14 protein-coding genes are annotated in these 13,467 nt (G+C 48.3%); all 14 read right to left on the bottom strand.

Features of this window, described 5'->3' with window-relative positions:
- Positions 1-284: 284 nt before the first annotated feature.
- The 14 genes from frr to flhA all read right to left on the bottom strand — a co-directional run bounded on the left by frr (position 285) and on the right by flhA (position 13,450).
- Entirely contained in the window at positions 285-842 is a 558-nt protein-coding gene (frr, locus tag NST20_RS06150) for a ribosome recycling factor (RefSeq protein ID WP_026104870.1), read from the bottom strand.
- The gene (gene pyrH, locus NST20_RS06145) at positions 842-1,567 is read right to left on the bottom strand and encodes a UMP kinase (protein ID WP_013859120.1); all 726 of its coding nucleotides are present in this window, start codon (positions 1,565-1,567) and stop codon (positions 842-844) included. The genes frr and pyrH overlap by 1 nt, the downstream gene beginning before the upstream one ends.
- A 136-nt stretch (positions 1,568-1,703) precedes the next feature.
- Positions 1,704-2,588 (bottom strand): translation elongation factor Ts, encoded by an 885-nt coding sequence (tsf, locus tag NST20_RS06140; protein WP_029141562.1) that lies wholly within the window; start codon positions 2,586-2,588, stop codon positions 1,704-1,706.
- Between the two features lie 132 nt (positions 2,589-2,720).
- Positions 2,721-3,476, bottom strand: coding sequence for a 30S ribosomal protein S2 (rpsB, locus tag NST20_RS06135; RefSeq protein ID WP_013859118.1), 756 nt, complete (start codon positions 3,474-3,476; stop codon positions 2,721-2,723).
- 144 nt (positions 3,477-3,620) lie between these two features.
- Positions 3,621-4,166 carry a hypothetical protein gene (locus NST20_RS06130; protein ID WP_019721100.1) on the bottom strand — a complete coding sequence of 182 codons (546 nt, stop codon included), beginning with the start codon at positions 4,164-4,166 and terminating at the stop codon, positions 3,621-3,623.
- 9 nt (positions 4,167-4,175) lie between these two features.
- Complete coding sequence (locus NST20_RS06125; protein ID WP_013859116.1) at positions 4,176-4,949, bottom strand: FliA/WhiG family RNA polymerase sigma factor; 774 nt, start codon at positions 4,947-4,949, stop codon at positions 4,176-4,178.
- Between the two features lie 56 nt (positions 4,950-5,005).
- Positions 5,006-5,506, bottom strand: coding sequence for a chemotaxis protein CheD (locus NST20_RS06120; protein WP_017554487.1), 501 nt, complete (start codon positions 5,504-5,506; stop codon positions 5,006-5,008).
- On the bottom strand, positions 5,499-6,137 hold the full coding sequence (locus NST20_RS06115; protein ID WP_342400265.1) for a chemotaxis protein CheC: 639 nt from the start codon (positions 6,135-6,137) through the stop codon (positions 5,499-5,501). The genes NST20_RS06120 and NST20_RS06115 overlap by 8 nt, the downstream gene beginning before the upstream one ends.
- 11 nt (positions 6,138-6,148) lie before the next feature.
- Complete coding sequence (locus NST20_RS06110; protein WP_013859113.1) at positions 6,149-6,577, bottom strand: chemotaxis protein CheW; 429 nt, start codon at positions 6,575-6,577, stop codon at positions 6,149-6,151.
- Positions 6,578-6,629: 52 nt separating this feature from the next.
- Positions 6,630-8,678 carry a chemotaxis protein CheA gene (locus tag NST20_RS06105; RefSeq protein WP_342400264.1) on the bottom strand — a complete coding sequence of 683 codons (2,049 nt, stop codon included), beginning with the start codon at positions 8,676-8,678 and terminating at the stop codon, positions 6,630-6,632.
- A gap of 12 nt (positions 8,679-8,690) precedes the next feature.
- A complete protein-coding gene (locus NST20_RS06100; protein ID WP_342400263.1) occupies positions 8,691-9,350 on the bottom strand; it encodes a CheB methylesterase domain-containing protein in 660 nt (219 codons plus the stop codon).
- Between the two features lie 58 nt (positions 9,351-9,408).
- Entirely contained in the window at positions 9,409-10,269 is an 861-nt protein-coding gene (locus NST20_RS06095; protein WP_342400262.1) for a MinD/ParA family protein, read from the bottom strand.
- Positions 10,266-11,411, bottom strand: coding sequence for a flagellar biosynthesis protein FlhF (flhF, locus tag NST20_RS06090; protein ID WP_017554483.1), 1,146 nt, complete (start codon positions 11,409-11,411; stop codon positions 10,266-10,268). The genes NST20_RS06095 and flhF overlap by 4 nt, the downstream gene beginning before the upstream one ends.
- A complete protein-coding gene (gene flhA, locus NST20_RS06085; protein WP_195850453.1) occupies positions 11,408-13,450 on the bottom strand; it encodes a flagellar biosynthesis protein FlhA in 2,043 nt (680 codons plus the stop codon). The genes flhF and flhA overlap by 4 nt, the downstream gene beginning before the upstream one ends.
- Between the last annotated feature and the right edge of the window lie 17 nt (positions 13,451-13,467).

The following is a 13,467-nucleotide window of genomic DNA, read 5'->3' as shown; positions in this document are numbered from 1 at the left end:
AAAAGTGGTATGGCCTTTATATTCCATTTGCCAACCTCTATTATAGAGAAAATGGATGCGTTTGTGTAGTTCTGTTTTTAAATGGTCCGGCCATTTGGTTTTGTGGCGTATGGAAAACCGGCTTTGTATCCCCTTTTAAAGCGCGTGTGAAGCCCGTTTTCCCGGCAGTATGGCAAAGGTCTTTTGGAGCCGGAACTTTCCATGCTCCCGTGAAAACGCGCATTCCTGTTAACATAAAAAAACTTCCATTGGCCGCTTGCCAACGGAAGTTTTTTGTCCGGCAGTCAGACTTCCATGATTTCCTGCTCTTTTGTTTTTGTCATTTTATCGATTTTTTGGATGTGCTGGTCGGTGATTTTCTGGACGTCTTCCGCAAAGCCGCGGTGCTCGTCTTCAGTAATCTCGCCGTTTTTTTCCTGCTTTTTCAGCTCATCATTGGCATCGCGGCGCACATTGCGGATCGCAACTTTTGCTTCTTCCGCTTCTTTTTTGATGAGCTTCACCAGTTCTTTTCTCCGTTCTTCCGTTAAAGGCGGGATGGAAAGGCGGATCACGGATCCGTCATTATTCGGCGTAAGGCCGAGATCCGATTTTAAAATGGCCTTTTCAATTTCACCCAGCACCGTTTTATCATACGGCTGGATCACCATAAGGCGCGCTTCCGGCACGGAAATGGACGCAAGCTGGTTTACAGGTGTTCTGGCGCCGTAGTAATCTATCGTGATTTTATCGAGCAGGGCCGCGTTTGCACGCCCCGCCCGGATGGAGCCGAGTTCGCGCTGAAAAGCCTGGATTGCTTTTGCCATTTTATCTTTTGCAGTGTCAATGACCTGATTTGCCATCATATTTTCCCCCTAACGATTGTCCCAATGGTTTCGCCCAAGACGGCGCGTTTGATGTTTCCTTCCTCCATAATTGAGAATACTATAAGCGGGATGTCATTGTCCATACATAAAGAGGACGCAGTGGAGTCCATGACAGCGAGGCCGTCTTTGATGACATCCAGATATGAAAGCTCTTCATATTTAACAGCGTCTTTGTCCAGTTTCGGATCAGCAGAATAAACACCATCCACATTATTTTTTGCCATCAAAATGACATCGGCTTCAATTTCTGCTGCACGCAGCGCGGCGGTCGTATCGGTGGAGAAAAACGGATTGCCGGTGCCGGCGGCAAAAATAACGACACGCCCTTTTTCCAGATGGCGGATGGCCCGCCTTCTGATATAAGGCTCTGCCACCTGGCGCATATCAATGGAAGTCTGCACGCGTGTTTCCACGCCGCTCTGTTCCAGGCTGTCCTGAAGGGCCATTGCATTCATGACAGTGGCGAGCATGCCCATATAATCGGCTGTTGCCCTGTCCATTCCCATCTGGCTGCCGATCTTGCCACGCCAAATATTGCCGCCGCCGACGACAATCGCCACTTCAACGCCAAGCTCGACAATTTCTTTTACTTGCCGTGCGACGGACTGGATGACCGTCGGATGGATCCCAAAGCCCTGCTCTCCGGCCAATGCCTCGCCACTTAGTTTCAATACGACACGTTTATATTTAGGGGTGTCCATTTTGAACCTCCAATATGGTTATGTAAAATTGCCCCGGTCCATCTTTGCCAGTAAACGGGGCATTTTTTTGCAAGGTTAAAATCCTGCTCCTGCCTTCTTTTAAAAAGAGGAACACACTGTGTTCCCCTTTTTAAAACTAGTTTTTCTTCACTTGATTCATGACTTCTTCAGCAAAGTTTTCCTGGCGTTTTTCAATGCCTTCGCCGACTTCATAACGGACAAAATCTGCCACTTTTGCGTTATGGGAAGCGACAAACTGCCCAACCGTTTGATCCGGGTTTTTGACAAACGCCTGGTCTGCCACACAAATTTCCTCGAAGTATTTCTTCAAGCGCCCTTCCACCATTTTTTCCACAATCTTTTCCGGTTTGCCTTCGTTCAGCGCCTGTTGTTTTAATACTTCGCGTTCATGGGACACTTCTGCTTCCGAAACCTGGTCGCGGGAGATGTATTTCGGATTCATCGCTGCCACGTGAAGGGCTACGTCTTTTGCAACAGAAGCATCGGTTGTGCCTTCAAGAACGGTGAGCACGCCGATGCGGCCGCCCATGTGAAGGTATTCGCCGAATGCGCCGTTATCTGTTTTCGTTTTCAGGGCAAAACGGCGGAGCGAAATTTTTTCACCGATTTTGGAAATCGCCTGTGTAATAAAATCATTGACAGTCGATCCGTTTGCCATTGTTGATTGTAAAGCGGTATCCAGATCGGCCGGTTTGCTTTTGAGCAAATGTTCAGCGATTTCTTTTACAAGGTTTTGGAATTCTGCATTTTTTGCAACAAAGTCTGTTTCAGCATTGACTTCGAGAATAACGGCGTGGTTGCCTTCGCTTAATACGTAAGTGGTTCCTTCTGCAGCAACGCGGTCTGCCTTTTTCGCCGCTTTTGCAATCCCTTTTTCACGAAGATAGTCCACTGCTTTTTCCATATCGCCGTTCGTTTCTGTCAGCGCTTTTTTGCAGTCCATCATACCTGCGCCGGTTTTTTCACGCAGTTCTTTCACCATTTGAGCTGTAATTGCCATCGGATTTCCTCCTTCAAGTTTATGTACGTCTCCCTAAAAAAAGGTGATAAGCACAAACCTTCTTATCACCTTTTTTTCATTGGGATATTTTTGGTAAGGTGCGGTGCTGTCAAACCCCGGCCGGAAAACGGATCAGGCTTCGACAGTCGTTTCTTCCGTGCCCGCTGCTTCGCCGGATTCAGCCGGAACTTCAGCGGCACCTTCTTCACCCTGTTTTGCTTCCACAATGGCATCCGCCATTTTGCTGGTCAAAAGTTTGACTGCACGGATCGCATCATCGTTTGCCGGAATGACATAGTCAATTTCATCCGGATCGCAGTTTGTATCCACAATCCCGATAATCGGAATGTTTAATTTTCTTGCTTCCGCCACCGCGATGCGTTCTTTGCGCGGGTCGATCACAAACAAAGCATCCGGCAGGTTCCGCATATCTTTAATGCCGCCAAGGAATTTCACCAAACGGTCGTGTTCTTTTTTCAACTGGACGACTTCTTTTTTCGGAAGGACATCGAACGTGCCGTCTTCTTCCATTTTTTCGATTTGTTTCAAACGGTCAATCCGTTTTTGGATCGTTTCAAAGTTGGTTAAAGTTCCGCCAAGCCAGCGGTGGTTCACGTAAAACATGCCGGAACGTTCTGCTTCATCTTTAACGGATTCCTGGGCCTGTTTTTTCGTGCCGACGAACAGAATATTTCCGCCGTTTCCTGCAAGCTCTTTTACAAAGTTGTAAGCTTCTTCCACTTTTTTGACCGTTTTTTGCAGGTCAATAATATAGATGCCGTTCCGCTCCGTGAAAATGTATTTTTTCATTTTCGGATTCCAGCGGCGCGTCTGGTGGCCGAAATGGACACCGGCTTCGAGCAGTTGTTTCATTGAGATCACTGACATTTTATTTCCTCCTATGGTTTTTTTCCTCCGCCCCAATCCTTTTCAAAAGGAGACCGCTTAAAAGCAGCACCGTCCTTTAAATCATGAAGCGTGTGTGATAACACCAACGATTACTATAACATAAAAAAAAATGCGAATCAAGCATTATCCGCGTCCTGTCTGAAATTTTAGAAGCAGCTCGATTTCCGTGCGGCCTTTATTTAATTTTTGGGCAATTTCATCAACAGTATACCCGTTTTGTTGCAAATCATTCACTTTTTGCAAAAGGCTTTTTTCTTCCTGAAGCTGCCCTTCGCTTTGTTCCCCTGAAATTTGCCGGGCCGCATTCCGGTACGCCCGGTTTGCGGACGTCCGGATGAGCGCGTCCGGCTTCGGTCCCGCTGTTTCTCCTGTTTCAGGCGGCTTTTTTGTTTCTGGAGCCGGCTGTTCCGTTTCCGGCCCTGCTTTTTCCGCCGGCCCGGCCTCCTTCATCCTGCCTGCTTTCATTTTTTTGATAAAAGCATCGTTTTCTTCTTTTAGCTCCATCAGGTATACGGAAAAGATGTCTTCGATTTCCTTTACCATTTTATTGACGTTCTGTTCTGCCCGGGCAAAGCGGTTTTGCCGTAAATAGAGCAGGATGATGGCAAAAATGGAGAGCGCATTAAATAGGAAAGAAAGAATGAGGAAAAAAATAACCGTTTGATTCACCCCCTCTGATTACAGCAACCGTTTTTCCAAAATATTCCGCAGTTTGTAAATGGCCTTCGAATGGATCTGGGAAATGCGGGAAGTGGAAAGCCCCATCACTTCGCCGATTTCTGTCAGCGTGCATTCTTCCTGATAAAAGAGGCCCAGCACAAGCTGCTCTTTTTCCGACAGGGCACGGATGGCCTCTGCCAGTTCCTTTACGGTTTCCTTTTTTTCCAGTTCGGATTCTGGCTGGCCATTATTCCGTTCCCCGGACACGAGCCGGGATGCCGCTTCGGGTTCATCATTGTCGGTTCCCGTTTCTTCTATTGACAGGACATTGGCAAAAAACTGTTCATTCATCGTTGTGCAGACTTCCGTTTCTTCCATGCCAAGCTCCAAAGCGACTTCTTTCGGAGAAACGGCGCGCAAGTATTTCTGCTCCAGCTTTTCAATGGCACTTTCAATTTTTTTCGCTTTTTCTCTCGTGCCCCTTGACAGCCAGTCTTCTTTCCGCAGGCCGTCCAAAATCGCGCCGCGGATCCGAAAAGAAGCATATGTATCAAATCTCAGTTCGCGGGACGGATCAAATTTGTTTAATGAATCCAAAAGCCCGAACATGCCGAGGCTTTTTAAATCCTCTTTCGATACGTTGCGGGGAAGCCCGGCGGCAATTCTTTGGACATGGAAAGAAACAAGCGGCATATATCTTTTCACAAGGGCATTCCCGGCTTCCGGATCACGGGATTTAAGCCACAAATCCCAGTCTTTCTGCTCTTCACCCTGTATTGGCTCCTCCGCCATATCGCATCCCTCCTTGTTGCCATTGCCTTTTCCCGAAAACAAAGGGGCGGCCCCCATTATATTTCGACAGATCCCTGGTTGACCGTTCTCACGGTCAGCACGGCATTTTCCGGGTTAAATTCAATCGTGCGGCCGCTTTTCCCCCCGGTATCTTCGGCCACCAATTGAATGCGGTACTTTTTCAGTTCGTGTTTTACAGCCTCGACATTGCGCGGCCCGATCCGCATTGCTTCATTCATGGAAGAAAAAGAAAACATTTCGGCTCCGCCGGCGATTTTTGCCAACAGCCTGCTCTGGTGGCAGCCTACGCTTTTCAGCATGCCGATCAGCTCAAAAATGGCGGTATCCGCAAATTTTGCTTTATTCATATGCTCCCCGTTCTTCGCAATGAAGGATGAAGGCAGCATCACATGGGCAAGCCCGGCTGTTTTGGCCGGCAAATCGTACAGGACAACGCCAACGCATGAGCCAAGCCCGGTGGTCCTGATCAAGCCGGGAGAAGTGACAATCTTCATTTCCGCAATGCCCACTTTGACGATGTTCATTTCGCTATCCATTTAATTCAACCCTTAGCGCACGGAACAGGATTTCATAAGAATCCGGATCCGGAAAGAGGAAAAAATGCCCCTTCATATCGGAATTTTCCGTCTGCTCATCGCTCAGCACCGTATCAATCACGATGGCATAATCGCTGACCTGGGACAGTTCAATCAAACCGTAGCTGATAATGGATCCGAACATATCAATGCTGAGCGCCGGGACGGAAGGCAGCATATCCAGCTTCGTAAAATCGGAAAGCGCCGTTAAATAAGACCCCGACAAAATATTGCCCAGCTCCAGCATCGCCGACAGCCCGAGCTCCGGATAAGGCGGTTTTTCAAAAGAAAACGACGGATCCCCGATCATTTCTTTAATGAATCGTTCGCCCTGGGCAACCGGCACGATGAAAAAAATATTGCCGGGTGCATCGCCTTCAATCCGTAAAAACACGCTCACCACAACGAGCTCAGCACCGCCGATCAGATCCATGATTTCTTCAAAAGAAGCAATATGGACATCCGGAACCGTCATTTTGATTTTTTTATGCAGCAATTTGGAAAGTGCCGTTGCGGCATGCCCCGCTCCGATATTCCCGATTTCTTTTAAGACATCAAGGTGAAGATTTGTGATTTTATTTTTAATATCCATTTAAAATACCCCTATTGTAATGGCGTTAAAGTTTTTTCTAAATCAAGCAGCAGCAAAAGCCTCTGGTTTATATTCGCCACACCGGAAATAAAGTCCTCTTTGCCCGCGTTTACCACTTCCGGCTCGGGTTCCACTTTTTTTTCGTCGATATCCAGGACATCCGTCGCCTCGTCCACAAGCAGGCCCGTTTCAATCTCTCCAAACCGGACGATGATCAGCTTGCGTTCCTCCGTATCAGCGCCCGTGTCATCCTCCATGCCAAACCGTTTTTTCAGATCAACGACCGGGATAATGACACCGCGCAAATTCATCACGCCAAGTATAAAAGGAGCGGTAAGCGGCACTCTTGTAATATGCTGCAGCTTTTCAATGGCCAAAACCTGCGTAACCGGCAGGGCATACTCTTTATCATTTAACTGAAATACGATCACTTTCTCCAACGATCTCAACCTCTTTCCTGGGCAATGAAATGGGCGGCAAGCACCCTGTTTTCTATTTAATCAGCGCATTGCTGTCGATGATAAGGGCAACCTGGCCGTTTCCAAGAATGGTGGCCCCAGAAATGGCAAATACATTCGTTAAATAATTCCCTAAAGATTTTAATACGATTTCCTGCTGGCCGATAAAGGCGTCCACCACAAACGCAGCCAGTTTTTCCCCTTTCCGCACAATCAGTACGGAGACATATTCATCATTTTGCTTTGCGTCCGGAACTTCAAATATTTCATTCAAAAAGACAAGCGGCACCACTTTGCCCCGGAAATCGATCACTTTTTGGTGATGCGCTTTTAATATTTCGCCCTTCTTAATAATGGCCGTCTCTACAATAGAGGATAACGGGACAGCATATTTTTCCGTCCCGATTTCCACGAGCATGACGGAAATGATCGACAGGGTAAGCGGCAGCTGAATCGTAAAGACGGATCCGCGCCCTTCTGCGGAATGGACAGAAATCGAGCCGCCCAATGATTGAATAGTTGATTTCACCACATCCAGCCCGACACCACGGCCGGAAATATCAGATACATGGTCAGCGGTTGAAAAACCGGATTCAAAAATCAGGTTATAAATCTGGCTGTCTGTTAAACTGCCGGCTTCCTCCTTTTTGACAATGCCTTTTTCAATGGCTTTTTCCAGCACTTTTTCACGGTTAATGCCGGCGCCGTCGTCTTCGATTTCAATAAACACATGGTTGCCGCTGTGGTAAGCTTTTAACGTAATTGTCCCTGTTTCCGGCTTTCCTGCCCGCTTTCTTTCTTCCGGTTGTTCAATGCCGTGGTCGCACGAATTCCGGATCAGATGGACAAGCGGGTCGCCGATTTCATCAATGACGGTGCGGTCCAGTTCTGTTTCGGCACCGATAATGTCGAGATCCATTTTTTTGTGCAATTCTCTTGCCAGCTGGCGGACAAGCCGCGGAAAACGGTTAAACACCGTTTCGACCGGCACCATCCGCATGTTCAAAATGATCGTTTGCAAGTCGCCGGAAATTCTGGACATCCTTTCAACGGTTTCATTGAGCTCCGGATGGTTCACTTCTTTTGCAATTTGTTCGAGGCGCCCGCGGTCAATGACCAGCTCTTCAAATAGATTCAGCAGATTATCCAGCCGCTCGATGTTCACACGGATCGTCTTCGTTGTATGTTTCTGTTTTTGCGGATGCTTTTTCGCCGGTTTCTGCGGCTGCTTTTCCGCTATGTCCGGTGCAGCCTGTTTTTTCTCTTCTGCTGCCGGTTTCTCCGGTTCTGCCGTTTCCAGGTGTTGTCCGCTCTCCGGTTTTGAGAGGGTCACGGTGCTTGCTTTGACATCTTCAATCTCTGATACTTTACAGATTTTTTGGCGGATCTCTTCCCTGTCCTCTTTTGAGATCAGCGTCACCTTAAATTCATTGTCGAACTGCTCTTCTTCCAGCTGGTCGGCCGGCGGATCGGAATGGATAATCTCGCCGCATTTTTCAAGGATATCAAATACCATGAATACCCGCGCCGCTTTTAAAAGGCAATCGCTGCGCAATGTTACCGTGAACTGGTAACAGCTGTACCCTTGTTCTTCTGATTGAACAATCACGGCCTGTTCGTACTGGTCAAATTCGTCTTCCTCTGTTTCCGCCTTTTCCGCTGTGGCGGCCGAAGCTTCTTTCTCCGCCTTCTTCTCTCCGGCCGAACCCTGTTCTGCCGTTTCCAGGCGGGCGATTGTCCCGCTCACATCCATTTTGCCGTCCCCGCCGTTTGCAACCGATTCCACCATCGCTTCCAGATGGTTCACCGCAGTAAAAATCACATCGATAATGTCCGGTGTTACAGACAGCTTCCCGTTCCGAATGGCATCAAGCACATTTTCCATCTTATGAGTCAGGTTGGCGAGGTCTTCATACCCCATTGTTGCCGACATCCCTTTCAATGTGTGGGCGGAACGGAAAATTTCATTGACAATTTGCAAGTCATCCGGGCTTTTTTCAAGCAGCAGCACATTTTCGTTTAACGACTGGATATGTTCCCTGCTTTCTTCAATAAACACTTCCAAGTACTGGCTCATTTCCATCTATACCACACCCTAATCACTAATAAATTTCATGATTGCCTCCGCAATTTTTTCCAGCGGCAAAACTTCATCCACCACTTTCGCGGCAATGGCACTTCTCGGCATGCCGTAAACGATGCAGCTTTCTTCCGCTTCGACAATCGCTCTTACATGCCCGCGATTCTTTAACGCGATCAAACCTTTTGTTCCGTCTGAACCCATCCCGGTCATGATGACGGCAAGTGTTTCATAGTTTTTCAGCATGCTCACCGATTCAAATGTTTTATCCACAGCCGGCCTGTGCCCGTTAACCGGCGCGGATTGCTCAAGCTGGATAAAGAGATGTGCGCCGTGCGCCTCCACGCCCATATGGAAGTCCCCGGGCGCAATATAAACCGCCCCCGGCTGGAGCATTTCGCCATCCTCGGCTTCTTTCACCCTGATGTTTGAAATGGCATTCAGCCGGCTGGCAAGCGACTTTGTAAATCCGCTTGGCATATGCTGGACAACCAGAACGGGCGCTTCCAAATTCCCGGGCAGGGAAGAAAGGACGGTTTGCAGGGCGCGCGAGCCTCCGGTCGATGTTCCGATGCAAACCAATTTTTTCTGTGCTATCCGTCCGCTTTGAACAGGATCGGACAAAGGTTGCGTGTTTCTTTCCGGTTCGCTTCCTTTACGTTTTTCCCATTTCACAAATCTGCCCCCTGTTTTTCAAAACTGTCATTCATTGCCCTGTTATTGTCATGCATGTTTAAGGTTTCAACAAAAGCCCCCTCAGTTTCCGCATAAATACCGGTGCGCGCTGGCTGGGCCCGTCCGAATTGCCGGATACATAGCGGTTAAGCAATTCATCGATTCTTCTTGCAGCCGCTGAATGTGGAAATGCACTGTAAAACGGCAGTTGCCTTGATACAGCTTTTTTTACATGCGCATCTTCCGGCACAACGCCGAGAATGTTCACTTCTTTCCCTAAAAATTTCTTAACTGTAAATTGAAGCCGGTTTAACGTCAACATCCCGTCTTTTTCTTTTTCCGCCCGGTTGCAAATTAAATAAAGGGGGGCGCTGAATTGCTGCATGTAAATATATTTCATCATCGAATAAGCATCGGTAATCGCTGTCGGCTCAGGTGTTGTGACAATAAAAATATCATCAGCCGAAAGCAAAATTTTAAGGCTTGATGGCGCGGCGCCGGCACCCATATCGAAAATGATGTAATCAAAATCATACTGGAGCAATTCGAGTTCTGTGACAAGCCTGCTTACTGCTGCTTCTTCCATCTCGACAATTTGGGCAAACCCGTTGCCGGCAGAAATATAGGAAATGCTGGCCGGCCCGCCGCATATGATTTGGGCAAGCGGGATATTCCGGTTGATAAAGTCCGAGATCGTATACGGCGCATCAAGCCCGAGCAGGACATGGATATTGCCCATGCCGACATCCAGGTCAAATAAAAGGACTTTTTTTCCCTTTCCCGCAAGTGCCATTGCCAAATTAACCGAAATATTGGACTTCCCGACCCCGCCCTTTCCGCTTGCGACTGCGAGCGTTTTTGCCGGGACCCCGTGTTGCATTTTTAACTTTGCGCGCAGCTGTTCTGCCTGGTCTCTCATTTGCCGTTCTCCCCAAATACGTATTCGGCAAAAATACCGGGGGTTGCCTCGAGCATATCATCCGGGACATCCTGGCCGTTTGTCACATACGCACAGCCTTTTCCATACTGCTCCATTAAATTGACCGCAGCGCCGTAAGTGGATGTCTCATCCAGCTTGGTGAAGATAAACCGGTCAATCCTGATGCTTTGAAAACTGTCAACAACTTCTTTCATATCTTTCTCTTTCATCGTTAAAGACAGCGTCAGAAAGGTGTCCATTTCCGCTTGAAAATCGATAAGCCCAGAAAGTTCACGGACATATTGCCGCTCCCTGTAATTCCGGCCGGCGGTATCGATAAAAATGCGGTCAAAATCGGAAAATTTATCGATCGCTTTTTTGAAATCGGACAATTTATAGATTACTTCGAGCGGAACATTCAGCAGGTTTGCATACGTTTTTAATTGTTCAATCGCTGCAATCCGGTACGTATCCGTTGTAATGAAAGCAATTTTTTCTTTTCTTTCGAGCACGGCCCGGGCAGCCATTTTGGCGAGTGTCGTCGTTTTTCCGACACCGGTTGGCCCGATCAGGTTCACGTACTTTCTCCGGCTTCCCCCGTAAGTAAAACGGGACAGCTTTTTTTGAAGCAGTGCCTTCGCTTGTTTTAAAATTTCTTCTTCCGCCAGATTGCCGTTTGCTTTCTCCCATTCTTCATACAGGGCATCCCCGATCTCAAGCAGCAACGATTCATCCAGCCCTTGCTGCGAACCTGAGTTTAATCGTTTTTGAACCGGCAGCGGATACTTTTGGTAAGCGGGATTGGCAAATTTCGACACTTCACGGACCACTTTTTTCAGCTCTGCGATTTCTTTTTGCAGGCTTTCTTTTTCGGAACGGGCGGAAGCATCCGGCGCGCGCGCGGGTTTTTCACCCCGTTCGGTTTTCAGGCTATAGGCGGGGGCCGTTTGTACCGTGCCATTTTTTCCGGCATCCGGATCAACAGCTGCAATCACTTCGATGTTGCGCTTTTTCATAAATCCGAGAAAGCCTTTGCGCTGGACCACTTTTGAATTTAAAATGACGGCCTGGTCCCCGAGCTCAAGGCGGATCTGTTTCATTGCTTCAGACATATTGGGCGCCATAAACTTTTTGATTTTCATTCTATGTTCACCAGCCCTGTGCTTTGTACCTCAACGTTTGCTTCCAGTTCATTATAGGAAAGAACCGGCACCTGGGGAAAGAACCGTTCAATCATTTGCCGCAAATACATGCGGATGGCAGGCGAACAAAGGATGACCGCGGAACTGCCGGTCAGCGATACCCTCTCAACCTGCTGTGAAACGGATTCCACAATTTTTTGCGACACGGACGGATCCAGAGAAAGATAGTTGCCGTGCTCCGTGCGCTGGATGCCGTCCGCAATCAATTTTTCCACTTTTCCCGAAACGGTGATGACTTTTAATTGCCCGTCTTGCGCATATTGTTCCGTAATTTGCCGCGCAAGGCTTTGGCGGGCGTATTCCGTCAGCAAATCAGTATCTGTTGTTAATTTACCATAGTCGGCTAACGTTTCAAAGATAATCGGCAGTTTTCGGATGGAAACATTTTCTTTCAAAAGATTCGCCAGCACTTTCTGGATATCTCCGACGGACAACGGGTTCGGTGTCACCTCTTCCACAAGCACCGGGTACGACTCTTTCAAATGGTCAATCAATGCTTTTGTTTCCTGCCTTCCGAGCAGCATATACGCGTTTTGACGGATCATTTCCGTAATATGGGTCGAGACAACCGTCGGAGGATCCACGACCGTATAGCCCATCATTTCCGCCTGTTCTTTTTGTTCTTCCGTGACCCATTTTGCCGGCATTCCAAAAGCCGGCTCGACCGTCTCAATGCCTTCAACGGAGCCGTCATCTTCGCCGGGTGCCATCGCCAAATAGTGGTCGAGAAGAAGCTCGCCTTTGGCAAGTTCATTCCCGTTTATTTTCAACCGGTACTCATTCGGCTCAAGCTGGATATTATCGCGGATCCGGACAACCGGAATGACAACGCCGAGTTCGATGGCGAGCTGCCTGCGGATCATGACAATCCTGTCAAGCAAATCGCCTCCCTGGTTGGCATCAACAAGCGGGATCAGGCCGTAGCCGAATTCGAATTCGATCGGGTCAATATCGAGCAGGCTCATGACGCTTTCCGGGCTTTTCAATTCTTCAGGCTGGAGTTCTTCCGCTTTCTCCGCGCTTTCCTGTTCCGTTTTTTTCGGGACTTGCTGAAGCCGGAAACCACCGATGAAAAGAGCCGCTGCCACCGTCATAGTTAAAAAATCATTAATCGGCGTAAACAGGCCAAGCAAAAAAATCGTGCCTCCCGCGATATACAGCATTTTTGGATAAGACAACATCTGCGCCATTACGTCCTGGCCAAGATTGCCGTCTGATGCCGCCCTCGTGACCACGATCCCGGTTGCTGTGGAAATGAGCAGCGCCGGCACCTGGCTGACAATGCCGTCCCCGACGGTCATCAGCGAAAACTGGCTCGCGGCATCACTGATGGAGAGGCCGAGCTGGGTCATGCCGATAATGATCCCGAAAATAAGATTAATGAGAACGATAATGATGCTGGCAATCGCATCGCCTTTGACAAATTTGCTGGCACCGTCCATCGCGCCGTAAAAATCCGCTTCCCGGCTGACTTTTTCCCGGCGGGCGCGCGCTTCCTGGTCGGATATCATGCCGGCATTCAAGTCCGCATCAATGCTCATTTGCTTGCCCGGCATCGCATCGAGCGTGAACCGGGCTGCCACTTCAGCCACCCGTTCAGCGCCTTTTGTAATCACAATAAATTGGATAATAATCAAAATCGTAAAGACGACAAGCCCAACGACGATGTTGCCGCCGACAACGAACGATCCGAACGTCTCAATGACCCCGCCGGCATTGCCGGTGGAAAGGATCGAGCGGGTGGTTGAGATATTCAGTCCGAGCCGGAATAAGGTTAAAATGAGCAGCAACGACGGAAAGACGGAAAACTGGAGCGGCTCTTTCATATTCATTGAGATTAAAAGCACCATTAATGCAAGAGAAATATTACATATAATTAAAAAGCTCAATGCCCATGTCGGAAACGGGATAATCAGCATGGTGACGATTAAAATGACACCTGCGATCACGGGAATATCTCTCAAATCTCTTGCACTCATACGGTTTCTCTCCTAAC

The organism is Weizmannia sp. FSL W8-0676, from assembly GCF_038593015.1.
GTDB classification, from domain to species: domain Bacteria; phylum Bacillota; class Bacilli; order Bacillales; family Bacillaceae_C; genus Weizmannia; species Weizmannia coagulans.
Note: the sequence above shows the minus strand (reverse complement) of the source record. Positions and strands in the feature narration are given on the sequence as shown.

Excerpts from the sequence above, each read along its gene's own strand:
- frr (WP_026104870.1), bottom strand. The coding sequence starts at position 842 with ATGGCAAATCAGGTCATTGACACTGCAAAAGATAAAATGGCAAAAGCA.
- pyrH (WP_013859120.1), bottom strand. The coding sequence starts at position 1,567 with ATGGACACCCCTAAATATAAACGTGTCGTATTGAAACTAAGTGGCGAG.
- tsf (WP_029141562.1), bottom strand. The coding sequence starts at position 2,588 with ATGGCAATTACAGCTCAAATGGTGAAAGAACTGCGTGAAAAAACCGGC.
- rpsB (WP_013859118.1), bottom strand. The coding sequence starts at position 3,476 with ATGTCAGTGATCTCAATGAAACAACTGCTCGAAGCCGGTGTCCATTTC.
- NST20_RS06125 (WP_013859116.1), bottom strand. The coding sequence starts at position 4,949 with ATGGCGGAGGAGCCAATACAGGGTGAAGAGCAGAAAGACTGGGATTTG.
- NST20_RS06120 (WP_017554487.1), bottom strand. The coding sequence starts at position 5,506 with ATGGATAGCGAAATGAACATCGTCAAAGTGGGCATTGCGGAAATGAAG.
- NST20_RS06115 (WP_342400265.1), bottom strand. The coding sequence starts at position 6,137 with ATGGATATTAAAAATAAAATCACAAATCTTCACCTTGATGTCTTAAAA.
- NST20_RS06105 (WP_342400264.1), bottom strand. The coding sequence starts at position 8,678 with ATGGAAATGAGCCAGTACTTGGAAGTGTTTATTGAAGAAAGCAGGGAA.
- NST20_RS06095 (WP_342400262.1), bottom strand. The coding sequence starts at position 10,269 with ATGAGAGACCAGGCAGAACAGCTGCGCGCAAAGTTAAAAATGCAACAC.
- flhF (WP_017554483.1), bottom strand. The coding sequence starts at position 11,411 with ATGAAAATCAAAAAGTTTATGGCGCCCAATATGTCTGAAGCAATGAAA.
- flhA (WP_195850453.1), bottom strand. The coding sequence starts at position 13,450 with ATGAGTGCAAGAGATTTGAGAGATATTCCCGTGATCGCAGGTGTCATT.